General features: G+C 74.7%; 18 protein-coding genes and 1 other RNA gene. 6 read left to right on the top strand and 13 right to left on the bottom strand.

Translation table 11 applies throughout. The annotated features are described in order from the left end of the window. Positions 1-14: 14 nt before the first annotated feature. On the bottom strand, positions 15-1,667 hold the full coding sequence (locus AFB00_RS22860; RefSeq protein WP_231974037.1) for an L-lactate permease: 1,653 nt from the start codon (positions 1,665-1,667) through the stop codon (positions 15-17). Between the two features lie 320 nt (positions 1,668-1,987). Between AFB00_RS22860 and AFB00_RS22855 the strand changes: the two genes are divergently transcribed. After that, positions 1,988-3,169, top strand: a complete 1,182-nt coding sequence (locus AFB00_RS22855; RefSeq protein WP_068800580.1) for a cytochrome P450 — start codon at positions 1,988-1,990, stop codon at positions 3,167-3,169. A gap of 16 nt (positions 3,170-3,185) precedes the next feature. After that, positions 3,186-3,797 (top strand): TetR/AcrR family transcriptional regulator, encoded by a 612-nt coding sequence (locus AFB00_RS22850; RefSeq protein ID WP_068798898.1) that lies wholly within the window; start codon positions 3,186-3,188, stop codon positions 3,795-3,797. Between the two features lie 135 nt (positions 3,798-3,932). Here the strand turns inward: AFB00_RS22850 and AFB00_RS34230 are convergent, their stop codons facing one another. Genes AFB00_RS34230 through htpG form a run of 3 tightly spaced genes read right to left on the bottom strand, consistent with a single transcriptional unit; the run spans position 3,933 to position 6,929 of the window. Beyond that, positions 3,933-4,319 (bottom strand): ABC transporter substrate-binding protein, encoded by a 387-nt coding sequence (locus AFB00_RS34230; RefSeq protein WP_197519627.1) that lies wholly within the window; start codon positions 4,317-4,319, stop codon positions 3,933-3,935. After that, positions 4,313-4,996 (bottom strand): hypothetical protein, encoded by a 684-nt coding sequence (locus AFB00_RS34225; protein WP_197519626.1) that lies wholly within the window; start codon positions 4,994-4,996, stop codon positions 4,313-4,315. Before AFB00_RS34225 ends, AFB00_RS34230 begins: the two co-directional genes overlap by 7 nt. Before the next feature lie 52 nt (positions 4,997-5,048). After that, a complete protein-coding gene (gene htpG, locus AFB00_RS22840; protein WP_068800579.1) occupies positions 5,049-6,929 on the bottom strand; it encodes a molecular chaperone HtpG in 1,881 nt (626 codons plus the stop codon). A 208-nt stretch (positions 6,930-7,137) separates the two neighbouring features. Between htpG and AFB00_RS22835 the strand changes: the two genes are divergently transcribed. Both AFB00_RS22835 and secD read left to right on the top strand, forming a co-directional pair. After that, complete coding sequence (locus AFB00_RS22835) at positions 7,138-7,500, top strand: hypothetical protein (protein WP_068798897.1); 363 nt, start codon at positions 7,138-7,140, stop codon at positions 7,498-7,500. Positions 7,501-7,622: 122 nt separating this feature from the next. Then, entirely contained in the window at positions 7,623-9,917 is a 2,295-nt protein-coding gene (secD, locus tag AFB00_RS22830) for a protein translocase subunit SecD (protein ID WP_156819686.1), read from the top strand. Between the two features lie 14 nt (positions 9,918-9,931). On the opposite strand, the gene AFB00_RS22825 is transcribed toward secD, so the two are convergent. Together AFB00_RS22825 and AFB00_RS22820 are read right to left on the bottom strand one after the other, a co-directional pair. Beyond that, positions 9,932-10,447: a hypothetical protein gene (locus tag AFB00_RS22825; protein WP_068798896.1), complete on the bottom strand. Its 516-nt coding sequence runs from the start codon at positions 10,445-10,447 to the stop codon at positions 9,932-9,934. Between the two features lie 51 nt (positions 10,448-10,498). Further along, positions 10,499-11,416, bottom strand: a complete 918-nt coding sequence (locus tag AFB00_RS22820; RefSeq protein ID WP_068798895.1) for a LysR family transcriptional regulator — start codon at positions 11,414-11,416, stop codon at positions 10,499-10,501. Positions 11,417-11,500: 84 nt separating this feature from the next. On the opposite strand from AFB00_RS22820, the gene AFB00_RS22815 reads away from it, so the two are divergent. Further along, the gene (locus AFB00_RS22815) at positions 11,501-11,914 is read left to right on the top strand and encodes a VOC family protein (RefSeq protein WP_068798894.1); all 414 of its coding nucleotides are present in this window, start codon (positions 11,501-11,503) and stop codon (positions 11,912-11,914) included. On the opposite strand, the gene AFB00_RS22810 is transcribed toward AFB00_RS22815, so the two are convergent. The 6 genes from AFB00_RS22810 to AFB00_RS22785 all read right to left on the bottom strand — a co-directional run bounded on the left by AFB00_RS22810 (position 11,915) and on the right by AFB00_RS22785 (position 16,469). After that, a complete protein-coding gene (locus AFB00_RS22810) occupies positions 11,915-12,607 on the bottom strand; it encodes a hypothetical protein (protein ID WP_068798893.1) in 693 nt (230 codons plus the stop codon). A 58-nt stretch (positions 12,608-12,665) separates the two neighbouring features. Continuing rightward, the gene (locus AFB00_RS22805) at positions 12,666-12,953 is read right to left on the bottom strand and encodes a DUF1905 domain-containing protein (protein ID WP_068798892.1); all 288 of its coding nucleotides are present in this window, start codon (positions 12,951-12,953) and stop codon (positions 12,666-12,668) included. Positions 12,954-13,064: 111 nt separating this feature from the next. Further along, complete coding sequence (locus tag AFB00_RS22800; RefSeq protein WP_068800577.1) at positions 13,065-13,937, bottom strand: NAD(P)-dependent oxidoreductase; 873 nt, start codon at positions 13,935-13,937, stop codon at positions 13,065-13,067. A gap of 66 nt (positions 13,938-14,003) precedes the next feature. Beyond that, positions 14,004-14,510 (bottom strand): DinB family protein, encoded by a 507-nt coding sequence (locus tag AFB00_RS22795; protein ID WP_068798891.1) that lies wholly within the window; start codon positions 14,508-14,510, stop codon positions 14,004-14,006. Between the two features lie 54 nt (positions 14,511-14,564). After that, positions 14,565-14,965: RNase P RNA component class A (rnpB, locus tag AFB00_RS22790), an RNA gene on the bottom strand. A 58-nt stretch (positions 14,966-15,023) separates the two neighbouring features. Then, positions 15,024-16,469: a protein adenylyltransferase SelO gene (locus AFB00_RS22785; RefSeq protein ID WP_068798890.1), complete on the bottom strand. Its 1,446-nt coding sequence runs from the start codon at positions 16,467-16,469 to the stop codon at positions 15,024-15,026. A gap of 113 nt (positions 16,470-16,582) precedes the next feature. On the opposite strand from AFB00_RS22785, the gene AFB00_RS22780 reads away from it, so the two are divergent. Beyond that, a complete protein-coding gene (locus AFB00_RS22780) occupies positions 16,583-17,824 on the top strand; it encodes an SLC13 family permease (RefSeq protein WP_068798889.1) in 1,242 nt (413 codons plus the stop codon). A gap of 39 nt (positions 17,825-17,863) precedes the next feature. On the opposite strand, the gene AFB00_RS33525 is transcribed toward AFB00_RS22780, so the two are convergent. Further along, the gene (locus AFB00_RS33525) at positions 17,864-18,040 is read right to left on the bottom strand and encodes a hypothetical protein (protein ID WP_156819685.1); all 177 of its coding nucleotides are present in this window, start codon (positions 18,038-18,040) and stop codon (positions 17,864-17,866) included. Between the last annotated feature and the right edge of the window lie 40 nt (positions 18,041-18,080).

The raw sequence follows: 18,080 nt of genomic DNA, 5'->3' as shown, positions 1-18,080 counted from the left end.
GGTGGTGCGCGACGTCACGGGAAGGTCGGCACCATCCAGGACAGCACCGGCGTCGACTGCAGGAACACGAGCGCGCAGAGGGCGAGCAGCAGCACGATGCTCCAGCCGATCGTCCGCCGGAACAGCTCGGACTCCCGGCCGCCGACCCCCACCGCCGTCGCGGCGATCGTCAGGTTCTGCGGGCTGATCATCTTCCCGACGACGCCGCCGGAGGTGTTGGCCGCGACCATGAGGTGCGGGTCGAGCCCGGCCTGCTGGGCCGCGGTCTGCTGCAGGGTCGCGAACAGGGCGTTCGCCGAGGTGTCCGAGCCCGTGACGGCGGTGCCCAGCCAGCCGAGGATCGGCGAGAGGAAGGCGAACAGGGCACCGGTCCCGGCGATCCAGGTACCGACGGTGATCGTCTGCCCGGACAGGTTCATCACGTAGGCCAGTGCGAGCACGGTGGCCACGGTGAGGAAGGCCCAGCGCAGCTTGTGCGCGGTGCCGGTGAACTCCCGCCAGGCCGCGCCGGCCGGGACCCGGTAGACCGCGGCGACCACGATGCCCGAGAGCAGCAGCAGCGATCCCGGCGAGGACAGCCACTGGAAGTTGTACGCCGTCGTCGAGACGGCCTCGCCCGCCGAGTCGAGCACCCGGCCGTCGAGCCCCGGCCAGCCGATCGAGACGTCCGATGCGGTCAGCAGCTCCTTGAGCGGCGTCCAGAGCTTGGCCAGCGAGAAGACCACGATGATCAGCAGGTACGGCAGGAACGCCATCAGGGTCCGGCCCGCGGTGAGCGCGGCGGCCCGCTCGGTGAGGGTGCGCTGCTCGGTGGCCAGCGCCGGGCCGCCACCGCCCGGGGCGTCGTCGGCCGGCGCCTCGTCGGAACGCTCGGTGCGCAGCCGCTCCATCGCCTCGGCGCCGCCGGCCGGCTGCCAGAAGCGCAGCATCGCGACCGCGGCCACCAGACCCGCCAGGGCGGCGACGATGTCGGTCAGCTCGACCGAGAGGAAGGTCGCGGCGAACCACTGGGCGACCGCGAACGCCAGGCCGATCACCAGCGCCACCGGCCAGGTCTGGCGCATGCCGCGCACGCCGTCGACCAGGAACACCAGCAGCAGCAGCGGCACGATGAAGGCCAGCACCGGTGTCTGGTGCCCGACGACGGCGCCGATCTCCGCGTACGGGATCCCGGTCAGGGTGCCCGCGGTGATGATCGGCGTGCCGACCGCGCCGAACGCCACCGGCGCGGTGTTCGCCACCAGCACGACGACGGCCGCCCGGATCGGCGAGAACCCCAGCGCCATCATCATCACGCCGGTGATCGCGACCGGGGCACCGAACCCGGCCAGTGCCTCCAGCAGGCCGCCGAAGCAGAACGCGATGATGACCGCCTGCACCCGGGGGTCGTCGGAGATCAGGTGGAACGCCGCCCGCAGGTCCTCGAACCGGCCGCTGACCACGGTGACCTGGTAGAGCCAGATGGCCGTGAAGACGATCCACATGATCGGGAAGAGACCGAACACCGCGCCCTCGGTCGCCGACAGCAACGCCAGGTCCACCGGCATCCCGAACGCGGCCACCGCCACGACGACCGCCACCGCCAACGAGGCGAGTGCCGCCCAGTGCGCCTTCCAGCGCAGCCCACCGAGCAGGACGAAGATCGTGAGCAGGGGCAGGAGGGCCACCAGCGCGGAGAGCGTGAGGCCCCCAGCGGCGCCAGTTGCTGCTGGAACATGTACACACTCCGCGGCGGGATCGACGGTGATCGGTGCTCGTGGAGCCGGACGGCCACCGGAAGTGTGCCGGATCGGACGTGCGGCGGCAGATCGGGCAACGGTGAGTCACCGCACGATTCACCCGGATCCAGTGAAGAGAGAGTCGACTATCGCTTAGGCGCGTACGATCGGTGACGACGCAACGAACCTCGTCGAAGGGCCCCACCACCGTGAGCGACACCGTGAGCGACACAGCGACCGATCCCGCCGCCCAGCCGCTTCCGCTGCACATGCGCCGGGACCGTTTCGTCCCCGACCCCGAGCTCGGCCGGCACCGCGACGCCGGTGACGTCCCCGTCGTCCGCAACGCGTTCGGGCTCGACGCCTACCTGATCACCCGCTGGGAGGACGTCCGGGAGGTGCTGAGCGACACCACGACGTTCTCCAACGCCTCGCGGAAGGGGTCCGGTGCCCGCCCCGGGAGCGGGCCCGAGCCCACCGAGGAGGAGATCGCCGAGTTCCGGGCCGGGAACCTGCTCGCCCAGGACCCGCCGGAGCACTCCCGGCTGCGCAAGATGCTCACCCGTGAGTTCACCCAGCGCCGGATGGCCCGGCTGGAGCCGCGGATCACCGAGATCGTCGAGGAGCACCTCGACGCGCTGGAGAAGGCGGGCCCCGGGGCGGACCTGGTGCGGGAGTTCGCGCTGCCGATCCCGTCGCTGGTGATCTGCGAGCTGCTCGGTGTGCCCTACTCCGACCGGGACGAGTTCTCCGAGCGGTCCTCGAAGCTGTTGGACCTGTCGCTGCCCCGCGAGGAGCAGCTCGAGCTCAGCCGGGAGAACCAGGCATACATGTCGGGGCTGGTCGACCGGGCGATCGCCGACCCGGGCGAGGACATCCTCGGCATGCTGGTGCGCGAGCACCGCGACGACCTGACCCACGCCGAGCTGACCGGGATCGCGTCGCTGCTGCTGATCGCCGGCCACGAGACCACCTCGAACATGCTCGCCCTCGGCACCCTGGCCCTGCTCGAGCACCCGGAGCAGGCCGACGCCGTGCGGGCCGACCCCGACCTCGCCCGCCCGGCCGTCGAGGAGCTGCTGCGCTGGCTGAGCATCGTGCACACCGGCGTCCCCCGGGTGACCACCCGGGACACCGAGGTACGCGGGGTACCGATCCCGGCCGACTCGCTGGTGCTGTGCTCGCTGCCCGCGGCCAACCGCGACACGGCCGTCGGCGCCGAGGACCCGGAACGCCTGGACGTGCGGCGCGGCAGCGCCGGCCACGTGGCGTTCGGCCACGGCGTGCACCACTGCCTGGGCGCGCCACTGGCCCGGATGGAGATGGCCGCCGCGTTCCCCGCGCTGCTGCGCCGGTTCCCGACGCTCGCCGTGCACGGCGAGGCCTCGTCCTCGGACTTCCGGGCCTACCACTTCGTCTACGGCATGCACTCCCTGCGCGTGACCTGGTAGCGGATACCGTCCACGGATGGGCAGCACCACGGGCCCGGCCCGGCCGTTGCGGGCCGACGCCGCACGCAACCACCGCCGCATCGTCGAGGCGGCGGTGGTGGCGTTCTCGTCCGACGGGCCGGACGTCGCGATGGAGGACATCGCCCGCCGGGCCGGGGTCGGCGTCGCGACCCTGTACCGCCGGTTCCGGACCCGGGAGCTGCTGGTCCGCGCGGTGCTCGAGGAAGTCGTCGCGACCGAGGTCGAGCCCACCGCCGCCGTCGGGGACGGCGACCCGTGGACCGATCTCGCCGGGTCGCTGTCGCGGGCGGTCGAGGCGATCGTCGCGCGGCGCACGATCCTGGCCGTCGCCCGCGAGGCCGGGGCGTTCGACGTCGAGTCCGTACAGCGCTACACCCGGACGCTGGCCCGGCTGCTGGACCGGGCCCGCGCGGCCGGTGCGGTCCGGCCCGAGCTCGTGCCGCGGGACCTGTCGGCCGTGGTGGTGATGGCGCTGCTCGTCGTCGACGGGTCCGAGCCCGCCGACACCTCGGACGGCCTCGTCCGGCGGCGCTACGTCGCCCTGCTGCTCGACGGGCTCCGGCCCGGGCACCCACCGCTGCCCGAAACGCCGGATATCGAACTGTGAACGACCGGGACGCGAGACTCCCTCCCCTCGCCTCGAGCGGCTACGGTCTGCCGCGTCCGCCCGGCAACGGCGCCGGGCGGATGCATGTTTCCCGAGCCCGGCCGGGGCCCGCCCCCGGGCCGGGCGAACGGGCGCTCAGCGGACCCCGAACCGCTCGGGATGCAGCTGCCGGGCCAGTGCCGCCACCGCGTCGGCGTTCCGGACCCCCGGACTGACCTCGGCGAACGTCGTCGGGATGATCCGCCCGTCGCGGACGGCCGGCACCGTCGCGAGCGCCGGATCGGCCCGGAGCCGCTCGATCAGCGGACCGGCGTCCTCCGGTCCGACGTCGGCGCCGCAGCACGCCGGCACGACGATGACGTCCGGCCGGGCGGTGATGATCCCCTCGGCGGTGACGGTGCGCTGCCGCCCGGCGATGCCGTCGAACGCCTGCACCCCGCCGGCCGCCTCGATGATCGTGGTCGCGATGTCACCGGTGCCGAACACCCGCAGCTCCCCGGTCAGCCCCGGCGAGTTCAGCATCGCGACCCGCGGCCGGCCGGACGGGCGGGCAGGTCGTCGAGCCGGCGGGCGACGTCGTCGAGGGTGGACCGCATCCGCGCGGTGAGCGCCGCGGCCCGGTCCTGCGCGCCGAGCAGCCGTCCCAGGTCGCTGAGGTCGCGCTGCACCCCGGCGAACGACACGTCGACGGCGCCGAGGTCGCTCTGGCCCCCGCCGTCGGCGGCCGGGCAGTACGAGCTGAACAGGAAGGTGTCCATCCCGGTGCCGCCCAGGTCCGCACGGGTGCCGAGGCCCTCGCGGGTGAAGGCGCCGGTGAACCCGGAGACGACGAGATCGGGTGCCAGCCGCAGCACCTCCTCGCGCGAGGGGTACTCCTCCGGCCAGTAGACGGGCCGGTCCCGGTCGGGGTGGAAGTCGCCGGCGAGCTCCGGCAGCAGGGCGTTGTCCAGGTAGGCGGCACCGGTCAGCCGGTCCCCCGCACCGAGCGCGAGCACCGCTTCGACCGCGTTGTGGAACATCGCGACGACCCGCTCCGGCCGCTCGACGGGGACCGGGACGCCGCAGTTGCGCAGGGTCTCCGGGGCGGGGGAACCGGGCGCGGCGCGCGGCTCCGGGGCGGCACCGCAACCGCCGAGCAGCGCGAGGATCAGCAGGAGACCCGCCGCGGGCACGGTCCGGCGGCGCGGGGAGCGGGGCACCCGCCCACCGTAGCCGCCGGACCGTACATCTGCTCAGCCGTTCAGATGTTCCTCACAGGGTGCGCTCCAGCCGTCCGGCGAGCAGCCCGACGAAGCGCGCCGGGTCGGTGAGCTCCCCGCCCTCGGCCAGGAGCGCCATGCCGTGCAGCAGCTCGACGGTCTCGCTCTCGTCACGCCCGGCGGCCTGGGCGTCCCGCAGGCCGACGACCAGCGGGTGCCCCGGGTTCAGCTCCAGGATCCGCTCGACGGCCGGCGGCTCCTGCCCCATCGCCCGGTACATCTTCTCCAGGGTCGGGGTCATGTCGTGCTCGTCGCCGACCAGCACCGCCGGGGAGGTCGTCAGCCGGGAGGAGAGCCGGACCTCCTTGACCCCGTCCAGCACGCCGGCCATCCACTCGCAGAGCCCGGCGAACTCGGTCTGCTGCTCCTGGGCCTTCTCCTTCTCCTCGTCGGACTGCAGGTCGACCTGCCCCTTGGCGATGGAGCGGAACGGTGTGCCCTCGAAGCCGTCGACGGCGTCGACCCACACCTCGTCGACCGGGTCGGTGAGGAGCACGACCTCGTAGCCCTTGTCGCGGAACGCCTCCATGTGCGGCGACGCCTCGATCGCGGTGCGCGAGTCACCGGTCATGTAGTAGATCGCGTCCTGGCCGTCCTTCATCCGCTCGCGGTAGCCGGCCAGGGTGGTCGTCGTCCCGGCGTCGTGGGTCGAGGCGAAGGAGGAGACACCCAGGATCGCTTCCCGGTTGTCCGGGTCCGAGAGCAGCCCCTCCTTCAGAGCACGGCCGAACTGCTCCCAGAACGTGGCGTACGCCTCCGGCTTCTCGTCGCGCAGCGTGCCGATCGTCGAGAGCACCTTGCGCACCAGCCGGCGGCGGATCGCCGAGATCTGCCGGTCCTGCTGCAGGATCTCCCGCGAGACGTTCAGCGAGAGGTCCGCCGCGTCCACCACACCCTTGACGAACCGCAGGTACTCGGGGACGAGCGCCTCGCAGTCGTCCATGATGAACACGCGCCGGACGTAGAGCTGGACGCCGCGGCGGGCGTCGCGCATGTAGAGGTCCATCGGCGCGATCCGCGGCAGGAACAGCAGCGCCTGGTACTCGAAGGTGCCCTCGGCGGCCAGCCGGATCGTCTCCAGCGGCTCCTGCCAGTCGTGGCTGACGTGCCGGTAGAACTCGGCGTACTCCTCCTCGGACACGTCCTTCTGCGGGCGCGCCCAGAGCGCCTTCATCGAGTTCAGCGTCTCGGGCCCGGGGGCCTCCGGCCGCTCCTCGGGCTCGGCGTCCCCGGTGCCCTCGCTGTCCCCGGCGTCCTCGACCGGCTCCGGCGCCGGCTCGGCCGGGAGCCGCACCGGCCAGGTGATGAAGTCCGAGTAGGTCTTCACGATCCGGCGCAGCACCGTGCGGTCGGCGTAGTCGTGCATCTGGTCCTCGGCGTCGGACGCCTTGAGGTGCAGCGTGACCGCCGTCCCCTGCGGTGCGTCCGGGGCCTCGGAGATCGTGTACGACCCCTCCCCCTCCGACGTCCAGTGCACGCCGGCGTCGGCCCCCGCCTTGCGCGTGGTCAGCTCGACCCGGTCGGCGACCATGAACGACGAGTAGAACCCGACACCGAACTGCCCGATGAGGTCGCGGGCCTGCTCGCCGTCGCCGGCCTCGCGCAGCGACGCGAGCAGCTCGGCGGTCCCGGACTTCGCGATCGTGCCGATCAGCTCGACGACCTCGTCGCGGGTCATCCCGATCCCGTTGTCCCGGACGGTGAGCGTCCGCGCCTGCGGGTCCGGGACGAGCTCGACGTGCAGGTCGTCGGTGTCGGCGCCGAGCTCCTTGTCCTGGTATGCCGCCAGGCGCACCTTGTCCAGCGCGTCCGAGGCGTTCGAGATCAGCTCGCGCAGGAACACGTCCTTGTTCGAGTAGATCGAGTGGATCATGAGCCGCAGCAGCTGGCGGGCCTCGGCCTGGAACTCGATCGTCTCCGTGCTCACGACTCTCCCCTTCTGGCGTCCGTATCGTGCGAACGCCGATTCTGCCCGTTCGCCGTGCCGGCCGGGCGCGGTGGGGCACACGGGCGCCGCACGCCGCCGGGTACCGTTTCCGGACAGACCCCTCGCTTTCCCCTCGAACCGGACGGAACCGGACGTGAGCCCGACCCGCACCCCCGCCCGGCGGCTGGCCGCCGTGCTGCTGCTGGTGCTGGTCGCGGTCCTCGCCCCGGTCGTGGGGAACGCGGTGGCCGCGGCGGCACCGGCACCGGCCCGGGCCGGTGACGACCCGGCGCCGGCCGCCGCCCCGCAGGTGGCGCTGCCGGTGCGCCCGGCCGCCGGATCCGCGGCCGCCACCCCCACCGGCGACGACGGCCCGCCCGGTCACCCCGGCCCGGAGCTGACGACCGTGCTCGCCGCACCGGTCCCGGGCCCGGCCCCGGCGCGGCGGGTGGGCGCGACCGGCGCGCATCCCGGGCACGGCGGGACCGCCGATCCGCGCGGCCCGCCGGTCGCCTGATCACCCGACGACCCGCCGCCGGAGATCACCCGACGGCCCGCCGCCGGAGATCACCCGACGGCCCGCCGTCCGAGCACCCCCGACCGCCCGTCCCCCGCCGGACGCTGCCCCGAGGATCACCCGTGCAACAACGCCCCGTGCTGTGGCGCGCCATGGTCGCGCTCGCCGTGCTCGCCGTGTCCGCCGTCGTCGCCCTCACCACCGCCCCCACGCTGGGCCTGGACCTGCGCGGTGGCACCCAGATCGTCCTGGAGACCCGGGACACCGAGGAGGTGCCCGCCGACGCCGCCGCCACCGACCGGGTGCTGGAGGTCCTGCGCGGCCGGGTCGACGGCCTCGGCGTCGCCGAGCCGTCCCTCACCCGTTCCGGGGAGAACCGGATCATCGTCGAGCTGCCGGGGCTGACCGACCCGGCCGAGGCCGCCGACACGCTCGGCCGCACCGCGCAGCTGCGGATGCACCCGGTGGGTGTGCCCGGGGCCCCGGGCGGCACGCCGACGGTCGACGAGACCGGGCAGCCGCTGCAGATCGGCCCGGCCGCCCTGCAGGGCGACATGATCGCCTCGGCGCAGGCCGTGCCGTCGCAGCAGTCGGTCGGGTTCGAGGTGCAGATCGGTTTCGACGGCGAGGGGCCGGCCCGCTGGCAGGCACTCACCGGCGAGGCCGCCTGCGCCCCGTCCGGCGCGCCGCAGCGCCGGGTCGCGATCGTGCTCGACGACCAGGTGATCTCCTCGCCGCAGGTGGTCGAGGACATCCCGTGCGGGGTCGGCATGGTCGGCGGGCAGACGACCATCACCGGCAACTTCTCCCAGGAACAGGCCTCCGAGCTGGCCGTACTCGTCGAGGGCGGCGCGCTGCCGGTCCCGGTCGAGATCATCGAGCAGCGGACCGTCGGCCCGACGCTGGGCGCCGACGCGATCTCCGCGAGCGCCTGGGCCGCGATCATCGGCTCCGCACTCACCGCGGTGTTCCTGGTCGTCGTCTACCGGCTCGTGGGGCTGGTCGCCGTCGTGGCGCTGGGCGGGTACGCGCTGATCGCCTACGCGGTGCAGACCGGGCTCGGGGCCACGCTGACCCTGCCGGGGCTGGCCGCGTTCGTGCTCGCCGTCGGTATGGCCGTCGACGCCAACGTGCTCATCGCCGAACGCTCCCGGGAGGAGTACGCGCTGCGACCACGGCTGGACCGGGCGTCGGAGGCCGGTTACCGGCACTCGCTGTCCGCGGTCGGTGACGTCGCCGTCACCTCGTTGCTCGCCGCGGTGCTGCTGTTCGGGCTGGCGTCCGGGCCGGTCCGCGGCTTCGGGGTCACGCTGGTCATCGGCGTCGTGGTGTCGCTGTTCTCGGCGCTGGTGCTCTCCCGGCTCCTCACCCTCGCCGTGCTCCGGATCCCGGCCGTGCGACGGCGGCCGCGGCTGTCCGGGATCGCGGCGATCGGCCCGGTCCGCACCCGGCTGGAGTCCCGGGACCCCGGCTTCCTGCGCAACGCGGGCAAGGTGCTGGCGGTCGCCGGCGTCGTGCTGGTGGTGGCGACCAGCGGGCTGTTCGTCCGCGGCCTGGAGCTCGGGGTGGAGTTCACCGGCGGCCGGCTCGTCGAGTTCACGACGGCGAACGAGATCACCGCCGAGCAGGCCAGGGCCGCCGTCACCGCGGCCGGCTACCCCGACCTGCAGGTCACCACGACCGGCGACGGCGCGGTCGGGCTGCGCTCCGGGCAGCTGGACGACGCCGCGGTCGCCGCGCTGCGCGAGTCCGTCGGCGCGGCCGGCGGCGGCGCGGAGGTGCTGCGCGACGAGATGATCGGCCCGAGCCTCGGCGCCGAGCTCGCCCGCGGCGGCATCATCGCGCTCGCCGTGGCCCTGGCGGCGCAGTTCGTCTACCTGGCGTTCCGGTTCCGCTGGACGTTCGGCGCCGGGGCGGTCGCGGCGCTGCTCGCGAACGTCCTCGTCGTGGTCGGGGTGTTCGCCTGGACCGGGCGACCGGTCGACGGCGTGTTCCTCGCCGCGCTGCTCACCGTCATCGGGTACTCGGTGAACGACACCGTGGTGGTGTTCGACCGGGTCCGGGAGCACTGGGCGGCGCGGGCGGGCGAACCGTTCCACCGGGTGGTCGGCTCCGCCGTGCTGTCCACGCTGCCGCGCACGGTGAACACCGGCATCTCGACGCTGGTGATCCTGGCGATGCTGCTGTTCCTGGGCGGCGCGACGCTGGCCGACTTCGCGCTGGCGCTGATCGTGGGCATCGTGGTCGGGACGGTGTCGACGATCGTCGTCGCCGGGCCGGTCGCGATCCTGCTGCAGCGGCGGTGGGGACAGGCGCCGCCGCGGACCGGGCGGGACCGGCAGCCGGTCGGCAAGTCCGGGCGCCGCTCGGGGCGGGCCGGGCGGGATCGGGCCCGGGGCGACGGCGCCGTGGTCTGACGGCCGGGCGCGGATCAGCCCGCGAGGTCCTCCCGCCAGCGCAGCTCCGTGGCCCGCCACTCCCGGTCGAGGCGGTCCGACGCCCGGAGCAGCGCCGCCCGCCGGGCCACGCGGTCCACCAGCAGGACCAGCAGCCCACCGACGCCGAGCACCCACGCGCCGCGTGTGACCCCCGCGGCGAGCACCGCGGCCCGGTCGCGCGGGACGGTCGGCGCACCGTCCGGGCCGAGCCACAGGGTCACCGTGCGCCCGGCCGTGGCGGCCTGTCCGAGCCGGACGTCCGCGACCCGGACGCCCCGCCCGGGATCGCGCCAGGTGACCGGTACGGGCCCGGGATCGGCCCGGGTCTGCAGGACCGTCGCGGTCACCCGGGTCGCGCCGCTGCGGGCGGCCACCCCGGACTCGGCGGCGTCGGCCGCGAGCACCGCCACCAGGACGACCAGACCGGCGACGACCGGCACCACGACCCGCCGCACGGTCGCGAGGGTCCGTTCCACCACGTCGGCGTCCGGGCCGGGGCTCGTGTCCATGACCCGAGGATCACCCCGGCGCGGTGCGCCCACAATGCGCATTCACCGGCGTCAGCCTTCGGCTGCGACGGAGGCAGCTCGGAGATGGTCGGCGAGCGCCGCGGCCACCGGCCAGCTCGGCGAGCCCCGTTCCAGCGCGGCGCCCCAGCACAGCGACAACCCGCGCCGGGCCCACGGCTCCGCCAGCTCGCAGGCGGCGAGCGCGCCGGACCGGACCGGGCCGGCGGCGGCCCGGCGCGGGACGATCGCGATCCCGGCTCCGGCCCCGGCCAGCGCGACCACCGTCGCGAAGTCCGCGACCCGGGTCCGGTACCGGGGCACCGGCGCCGACGGACCGGCGTGCCCGGTGAGCGCGACCTGGAACGGGGAGGCGGGTGTGAGCCCCACCATCGGGTGTTCCGCGGCCTCGGCGTAGGCCAGCTGGTCGCGGCCGTCCAGCACACCGCCGGGCGGCCCGATGACGACCAGCGAGTCGTCGCACAGCGACTCGGCGGCCAGGCCCGACGCCGCGGCCACGTCGTCGAGCACGACGCCCAGGTCGGCCGCGCCGTCGACGAGCAGCCGGGCGGTCTCGACGCTGCGGTGGACGGCGACGTCGACATCGGCGTCCGGGTGGGCGAGCAGGAACGACGTCACCGCGCGCGGGACCAGCCCGTGCATCGCCGAGGTGCCGGCCGCCAGCGCCAGCGGCGTGGTCGCCGGCCGGGCGTAGGAGGCGATCGCGCCGTCCAGCCGGGCGGCGCGGTCCAGCACGTCGCGGGCGTGCCGGGCCAGTGCCATGCCGGCCGGCGTCGTGCGGACCCCGCGCCGGCCGCGGACCAGCAGGTCGACCCCGGCGTGGCGTTCCAGTGCCCGGATCCGGGCACTGGCCGACGGCAGGCTGAGGTTGGCCCGCCCGGCACCGCCGGTGATCGATCCCTCGGCCACCACGTGCAGGAACAGCCGGAGATCGACGAAGTCGTACTGCACGCGATCAGCCTATGCCCCTTCCACACTCTGGGCGTGAGGTGAATCAGGTCACCGGCTGTCCGCGACGAGCGGCAGAATCGGTCCATGACTCCGACCCTGCAGATCGTCCTCGACGCCACCGACCCGCACGCACTCGTCCGGTTCTGGGCGGCCGCGCTGGGCTACGAGGTGGAGGACCACACCGACGTCGTGACCGGACTGCTCGCGGCCGGCCACCTCTCCGACGACGAGGTGCTGCGCGACGGTGACCGCGCGTCGTTCCGCGACGTCGCGGCCTGCCGGGGCGACGGGCCGCGGGTCTTCGTGCAGCGGGTCCCCGAGCCGAAGACGGCCAAGAACCGGGTGCACCTCGATCTGCAGGTCGGGGCCGAGGACGCGCCCGCCGAGGTGCAGCGGCTGGTCGGCCTCGGGGCCGAGGTGGCCTGGGTGACGTCGGACCGCGGCCCCGTCACCACCACGCTGCACGACCCGGAGGGCAACGAGTTCTGCGTCAGCTGATCAGCCGGGTTCCAGGTCGTAGGTGCGGTTCCCGACCTGGATCAGGTCGACGGCCGACACCAGACCGGCGTTCCCGGCCCCCTGGTTGACCCCCGCCGCGTAGGCGGTCACGCCGGGGTGCGCGGCGGCGACCTCGTCGAGGGAGTACCGCGGGGCGCCGTCGGCGCACTCGCGGTAGGCGTCCACCGAACCGGTCTGCCGGGTGAGGCAGAACGTCCCGGACCCGACGTCGTAGCGGGTCCACCGGCCGGGCGGCGCCGGCTCGGGCAGGTAGGTCAGCAGGTGCAGCTCCTGCGGGCCGAGTTCGCCGCCGTCGATGTCGACGGCGATCTGGAACGACGGGGCGGCCTCCCCCGGCGCCGCCGGATCGCGCACGGCCCGGTAGCTGCTCGACGCGAACCGGGACAGCGGCCCGGCGACCTCGTGCGTGACGAACTGGACCTTGTCGCCGTCGCCGGGCGTGCGCAGCTCCAGCGCACCGGCCCCGCCGTCCGGCGGGGCACCGAGCCGGGAGGTGAACGCGCGGTCACCGGCCCCGCGGTCGAAGGTCCCGGCGAACTGGTTCTGCGCGGCCGGGGTGACCGTGACCGTCCCGGAGGGACCGAACGGGTCCAGCGCGAACGCCGGGTTCGCCGCGAGCAGCGCCGCGGCCACCGCCGTGGCCCCGGCGACGAGAATGTGCCGCCGTCGCATGTGTCCTCCTCGACCCGCGATGCCCGGACCAACGAGCCGGCGCGCGCCGCGATACGGCTCAGCGGCGGGGACGGATCAGCATCCGCACCGTCACGACGTCACCGGCGTCGACGGCCTCGGCCCGGCGCACGGCGTCCTTCACCGGGAGCAGGTAGCCGCCGTCCTTGGGCCACAGGGAGGTCGACCAGCGGGTCGCGCCCAGCTCGGCGTCGACCGGGACCATGCCCCAGCCGTAGCTGACGTCGCGGCTCAGGTCGGCCACCTCCGCCGCCGGGGCCGCGGGCAGACGCACTAAGTGGAACGGCGCGGGGCCGCGCCAGACGATGATCTCCCCGGTGACGTCCATGCTCTCCCGCCGCTCGCCGACCGCCGGGACGCTACCCGCGCCGGCCGGGTTCCGGGGACACGGCTCGGCGGGTCCGGCTGCCCCCGAGGACGACCGGACCGCCGTGCGGACTCACGGTTCGAGGACCTCGTACAGCCCGGAGAAGCCCTGGTCACCGTGCCCCTGGGCGATCCGCCGCCGCATCAGGCGCCGCACCTCACGCATCCGCACGGCGTCGATCCCGAGCGACTCGCGGTGCTCGACCAGATCGTCCATCAGCGCCTCCTGCAGGTCGAGGGTCCCCAGGTCCGGCTCGTACCGGCCGTCGGCCACCGCCGCGGCGAACCCCGTCAGCAACGCGGGGTAGGCCGCCAGCGTGGCTCCGAGCCGTTCGGCGAAGCCGACGCCGTCGGCCCCCTCGGCGCGGACCAGCCGCAGCGCGTGCAGGAACCCGACGAGGATCTCGTAGCTCGCGCCGACCTGGGCGTGGAACTCGACGGCCGCCGCGCCGGGGTCCGCGCCGTGGTGGGTCACCGAGCCCAGCGCGCGCAGCACCGCCTCGTGCGCGGCGAACACCGGTGCCGCCCCGCCGACGCCGATCGTGACGGCCGGGGACCCCACGTCCGACGGGTCCCCGAGCACCGTCCCGTCGAGGTACGCGACGCCGTGCGCGTCCGCCCACCGGGCTCGGGTCCTGGCCTGCGCCGGTGCGCCGCTGGTGAGGTCGGCCAGGGTCCGCCCGGCCAGTGCGGCACCGGCCCGGGCGAGCACACCGTCCGCGGCGGCTCCGTCGAGCAGCGAGACGAGCACCAGCGGGCTCGCCGAGACCGCGGCCTCGACCGAGGATGCCGCCCTCGCGCCCTTCCCGGTCAGCGCGGCGGCCCGGCTCGCCGTCCGGTTCCACACCGTGACCCGGTGACCGCGCTCCAGCAGTACCCCGGCGATCGCCGAGCCCATCGCTCCGGTGCCCAGCACCGTGACCGCGTCGTCCTGGGGTGTCGCCATCGTGTCCTCCCGTGGTCCGCGGGCACCGTGCCCGCACACCGGGGATCCTCTGATCTACAGCTGACTTCAGGTCAAGTGATTCGGTGTCACGACCTGTTCGCGCAGGATGTCGGCGTGCCCGGCGTGCTGGGCGAACTCCCGCAGGCAGTGCAGGTGGATCCAGCGCAGCGTCATCGCGCCGAACCGGTGGCCGGTGAGGACGTCGTCCAGCGCGCGGCCGGCGACGGCGGCGCGGGACGCCGCGCAGGCGTCGCGGTGCGCGGCGAGCACCGAGGCGACGGTGTCGCCGTCGTCGAGCAGGAACGAGTCCTCCGAGGCCGCCGGGAGCCCGAACGCGGTCCGCGGTGTCCCGGTGACGACCTCGCCGAACCACACCCGTTCCACGAACGTGAGGTGCTTGACCAGGCCGAGCAGCGTGGTCCGGGAGGGCACCAGGCTCCGCCGGGCCTGTTCCTCGGTCAGCCCGTCCAGCGCGTCGTCGGCCCGCTGCCGGTACTCGTCGAGGAACGCCTCGAGCTGCGTGCGTTCGTCGGTGGCGAGGACGGCGAGAGCCCGGTTGCCCGAAGAGGTCACGGACCGAACGTAGCGACGCCCGCGAGCGGATTACCCAGGTGGCGCGGTGGGGTGCGGACGAGCCGGTCTGTAAGCCGGATCCTGTTCCCGGGCACCTCACGGTGCACCGTTCGGCGACCATCCATCTCGGCCTGCCGTCGCCGGCAGGCTCCAGCGGTCCACCCGCAGGCTCGGGCGGGCAGCCCTCGAACGCCTGCGCAGCCACGCTCGCGCGTGACCTTTCGACCTTGCTCCGGGTGGGGTTTACCGAGCCACCCCGGTCACCCGGGGTACTGGTGGTCTCTTACACCACCGTTTCACCCTTACCCCCGGTCCGGAGACCGGAGGCGGTCTGTTCTCTGTGGCACTGTCCCGCGGGTCTCCCCGGGTTGCCGTTGACAACCACCCTGCCCTGTGGAGTCCGGACTTTCCTCGGCGGGACCCGGAGGCCCCGACGCGGTCGCCCGACCGACTCGTCCGCACCGCGGAGCATAGTCGGCCGCGGGCCCGGGCCCTGCCCGGCCCCGCCGGGAGTCACGTCCCGCAGAACGTCACGAAGCGCGGAGCGTCCGGACCGGCCGGCTGGGCGAACCGCTCGTAGCCCGCGCGCTCGTCGTAGGGGTGGGCGAGCACCTGCAGCAGCCACTGCAGCGGTTCGAGATCGTCGTCGCGCACCGCGGCCTCCAGCGCCGCCTCGACGAGGTGGTTGCGCGGGACGTAGACCGGGTTGACCCGGTCCATGGCGTCCGGGTCCGGACCGGCCGCGCGCCAGGACCCCAGCCACTCCGCCGGGGCGTCCGGGTCGGCGAACAGCTCGCGGACCGGGCCGTCGTCGCCCCGGGCCGCGGCCGAGAGCCTGCGGAAGAACAGCGTGTGGTCGGGCCGGTGCTCGGCCAGCAGCGCGGCGAGGCCGGTGAGCAGCGGTCCCGGCGCGTCCAGCCCGATCTTCGCCGCGTAGCCGCGGTCGCGGGCGTCCTGGTAGCCCTCGGCGAAGCCCTGCAGCACCTCGGTGGCGAGCCCGACCGCGACGTCGGTGTCCTCGGACAACAGCGGGAGCAGCGCCTCGCCGAAGCGGGCCAGGTTCCACTGGGCGATGCCGGGCTGGTTGCCGTAGGCGTAGCGACCGCCCTCGTCGATCGAGCTGTAGACGGCGGCCGGGTCGTGCGCGTCGAGGAAGGCGCACGGGCCGTAGTCGATCGTCTCGCCGGAGATCGTCATGTTGTCGGTGTTCATGACCCCGTGCACGAACCCGAGGTGCATCCACTGCGCGATGAGCCGGGCCTGCGCCCCGACGACCCGGCGGTAGAGTTCCAGGTAGGGCTCGTCGGCCCCGGCCGCGGACGGGTGGTGCCGGGCGATCGCGTGGTCGGCGAGCCGGCGCAGGACGTCGGGATCACCGGTCGCGGCCGCATACTGGAAGGTCCCGACCCGCAGGTGGCTCGACGCCGTGCGGGCGAGTACGGCGCCCGGCTCCGGCCCACGCTCGCGCCACACCTCGGCGCCGGTCGCGACCACGGCGAGCGACCGGGTCGACGGCACCCCGAGCGCGTGCATCGCCTCGGAGATCAGGTACTCGCGCAGCATCGGGCCGAGCGGGGCGAGCCCGTCGCCGCCACGGGCGAACGGGGTGCGCCCGGATCCCTTGAGGTGCAGGTCCCGGCGCTGCCCGTCCGGCGTGACGAGCTCGCCGAGGAGCATCGCCCGGCCGTCGCCGAGCCGCGGCGAGTAGTTGCCGAACTGGTGCCCGGCGTAGGCCTGGGCGACCGTCGTCGCGGACCCGGGGACGGCCGTCCCGGTGAGCAGGCCGAGCCCGGCCGGCGAGCGCAGGACGCCCGGGTCGAGGCCCAGGTCGCGGGCCAGCGCGTCGTTGACCAGCATCGCCCTCGGATCCGGGGCCGGCGCCGCGGTCCACGGCAGGTACAGGCCCTCCAGGTCGCGGACGAAGGTGTTCTCGAACGCGATGTCGGTGGCTGCGGTCATGCACCCAGGCTACGAGCCGTCCGGCGGGTCCGGCATCCGCGCGGGCGCCGGGCCTGCCGGATGTGCCGGGGCGCCCGGGGATACCGTCACCCGGTGACGACCGAGCCGCCGTCGTGAGCCTGCTGCTCGCGGTCGTCCTGCTGGCGGGCGTGCTCGCCGCGGCGACGCTGCGGCCCGCCGGGCTCCCGGAGGCGGTGGTCGCCGTCCCGGCCGCGGTGCTCGCGGTCGCCGCAGGGCTGGTGTCGCCGGAGGGCGCCCTGGCCGAGATCACCGGGCTCGCGCCGACCGTGGGGTTCCTCGCCGCGATCCTGCTGCTGGGCCACCTCGCCGACGCCGACGGCGTCTTCCGGTGGCTGGGCGCCCGCCTGGGGCGGGCGTCCGCCGGGTCGCCGCGCCGCCTGCTCGCGCTCGTCTTCGCGGCCGCCGCCGTGACGACGGCGGTGCTCAGCCTGGACGCCACGGTCGTCCTGCTGACGCCGGTGGTGCTCGCGACCGCGACCCGGATCGGGGCGTCCGCGCGCCCGCACTCCTACGCCTGCGTGCACCTGTCGAACGCCGGGTCCGGCCTGCTGCCGGTGTCGAACCTGACCAACCTGCTGGCGTTCTCGGCGTCCGGGCTGAGCTTCCTCGGGTTCGCCGGGCTGATGGTGGGGCCGTGGGTGGCGGTGCTCGCGGTGGAGTACCTGGCGCTGCGCTGGTACTTCCGCGGCGACCTGCGGCGCGGGACGCCCGGTGGGGCCGCGCCGGTCGCCCCGGAGCGGGCGCCGGTGTTCGCACTGGTGGTGCTCGCCCTGACCCTGGCCGGGTTCGGCGCGTCGTCCGCGGTGGGCGTCGGTCCCGCCTGGGTCGCCGCCGCCGGGGCCGCGGTGCTCGCCGTGCGTGCGCTGCTGCGTCGCGAGACGGGCCCGGTACGGCTCGTCACCGCGGCGTCCCCGGGGTTCTGCGTGTTCGTGCTCGCCCTCGGCGTGGTCGTCGCCGGGGTGAGCGGACAGGGCCTCGCCGGGTGGCTCGGCCGGTACCTCCCGCACACCCCCGACCTGGCCGGGCTGCTGCTCACCGCCGTCGTCGCCGCGGTGCTGGCGAACCTGGTCAACAACCTGCCCGCCACGCTGGTCCTGCTGACCGCGCTCGGCCCGGCGCCGCACGCCGGGCTGGTGCTGGCGGTCCTGCTCGGCGTGAACATCGGCCCGAACCTGACCTACCCCGGTTCGCTGGCGACCCTGCTGTGGCGCCGGATCGCCACCGGCCACGGGGACCCGCCGCGGCCGGCGACGTTCACCGCCCTCGGCGCGCTCACGGTCCCGGCGGCCCTGCTCGCCGCCACCGTCGCCCTGTGGCTGGCCCTCTCCCTCTGAGCCCGTCCGCCGCGCCGGCCCGCCGGCGCGGGTGCGGGTTCAGCTCTCGTGGGCCATGTCGTGGCCGAGGTCGGTGTCCGGGTCCGGGTCGCGGGCCGGGAGGCCGGCCGGGCGGGCCGTGCCGCGGCGCTGCTGCGGCAGGCGGGCGATGGTCTTCATCTCGTGGGCGAGGTCGTAGCCGTAGTCGTGCTCGTGTGACAGCGCACCTGCGGACATCGTTGCTCCGTTCTCCCTGTCACCAGGGCCGATCCTCACG

Origin of the sequence: Pseudonocardia sp. HH130630-07, assembly GCF_001698125.1 — a bacterium.
GTDB lineage: Bacteria > Actinomycetota > Actinomycetes > Mycobacteriales > Pseudonocardiaceae > Pseudonocardia.
The sequence above is the reverse complement of the archived record's forward strand: the minus strand, read 5'-3'. Positions and strand labels throughout refer to the sequence as shown.

Bases quoted from the DNA above. Each gene is read 5' to 3' on its own strand.
- AFB00_RS22855 (WP_068800580.1), top strand. From the start codon at position 1,988: ATGCGCCGGGACCGTTTCGTCCCCGACCCCGAGCTCGGCCGGCACCGC.
- AFB00_RS22850 (WP_068798898.1), top strand. From the start codon at position 3,186: ATGGGCAGCACCACGGGCCCGGCCCGGCCGTTGCGGGCCGACGCCGCA.
- AFB00_RS34230 (WP_197519627.1), bottom strand. From the start codon at position 4,319: ATGCTGAACTCGCCGGGGCTGACCGGGGAGCTGCGGGTGTTCGGCACC.
- htpG (WP_068800579.1), bottom strand. From the start codon at position 6,929: ATGATCCACTCGATCTACTCGAACAAGGACGTGTTCCTGCGCGAGCTG.
- AFB00_RS22825 (WP_068798896.1), bottom strand. From the start codon at position 10,447: ATGGACACGAGCCCCGGCCCGGACGCCGACGTGGTGGAACGGACCCTC.
- AFB00_RS22815 (WP_068798894.1), top strand. From the start codon at position 11,501: ATGACTCCGACCCTGCAGATCGTCCTCGACGCCACCGACCCGCACGCA.
- AFB00_RS22810 (WP_068798893.1), bottom strand. From the start codon at position 12,607: ATGCGACGGCGGCACATTCTCGTCGCCGGGGCCACGGCGGTGGCCGCG.
- AFB00_RS22805 (WP_068798892.1), bottom strand. From the start codon at position 12,953: ATGGACGTCACCGGGGAGATCATCGTCTGGCGCGGCCCCGCGCCGTTC.
- AFB00_RS22800 (WP_068800577.1), bottom strand. From the start codon at position 13,937: ATGGCGACACCCCAGGACGACGCGGTCACGGTGCTGGGCACCGGAGCG.
- AFB00_RS22785 (WP_068798890.1), bottom strand. From the start codon at position 16,469: ATGACCGCAGCCACCGACATCGCGTTCGAGAACACCTTCGTCCGCGAC.
- AFB00_RS33525 (WP_156819685.1), bottom strand. From the start codon at position 18,040: ATGTCCGCAGGTGCGCTGTCACACGAGCACGACTACGGCTACGACCTC.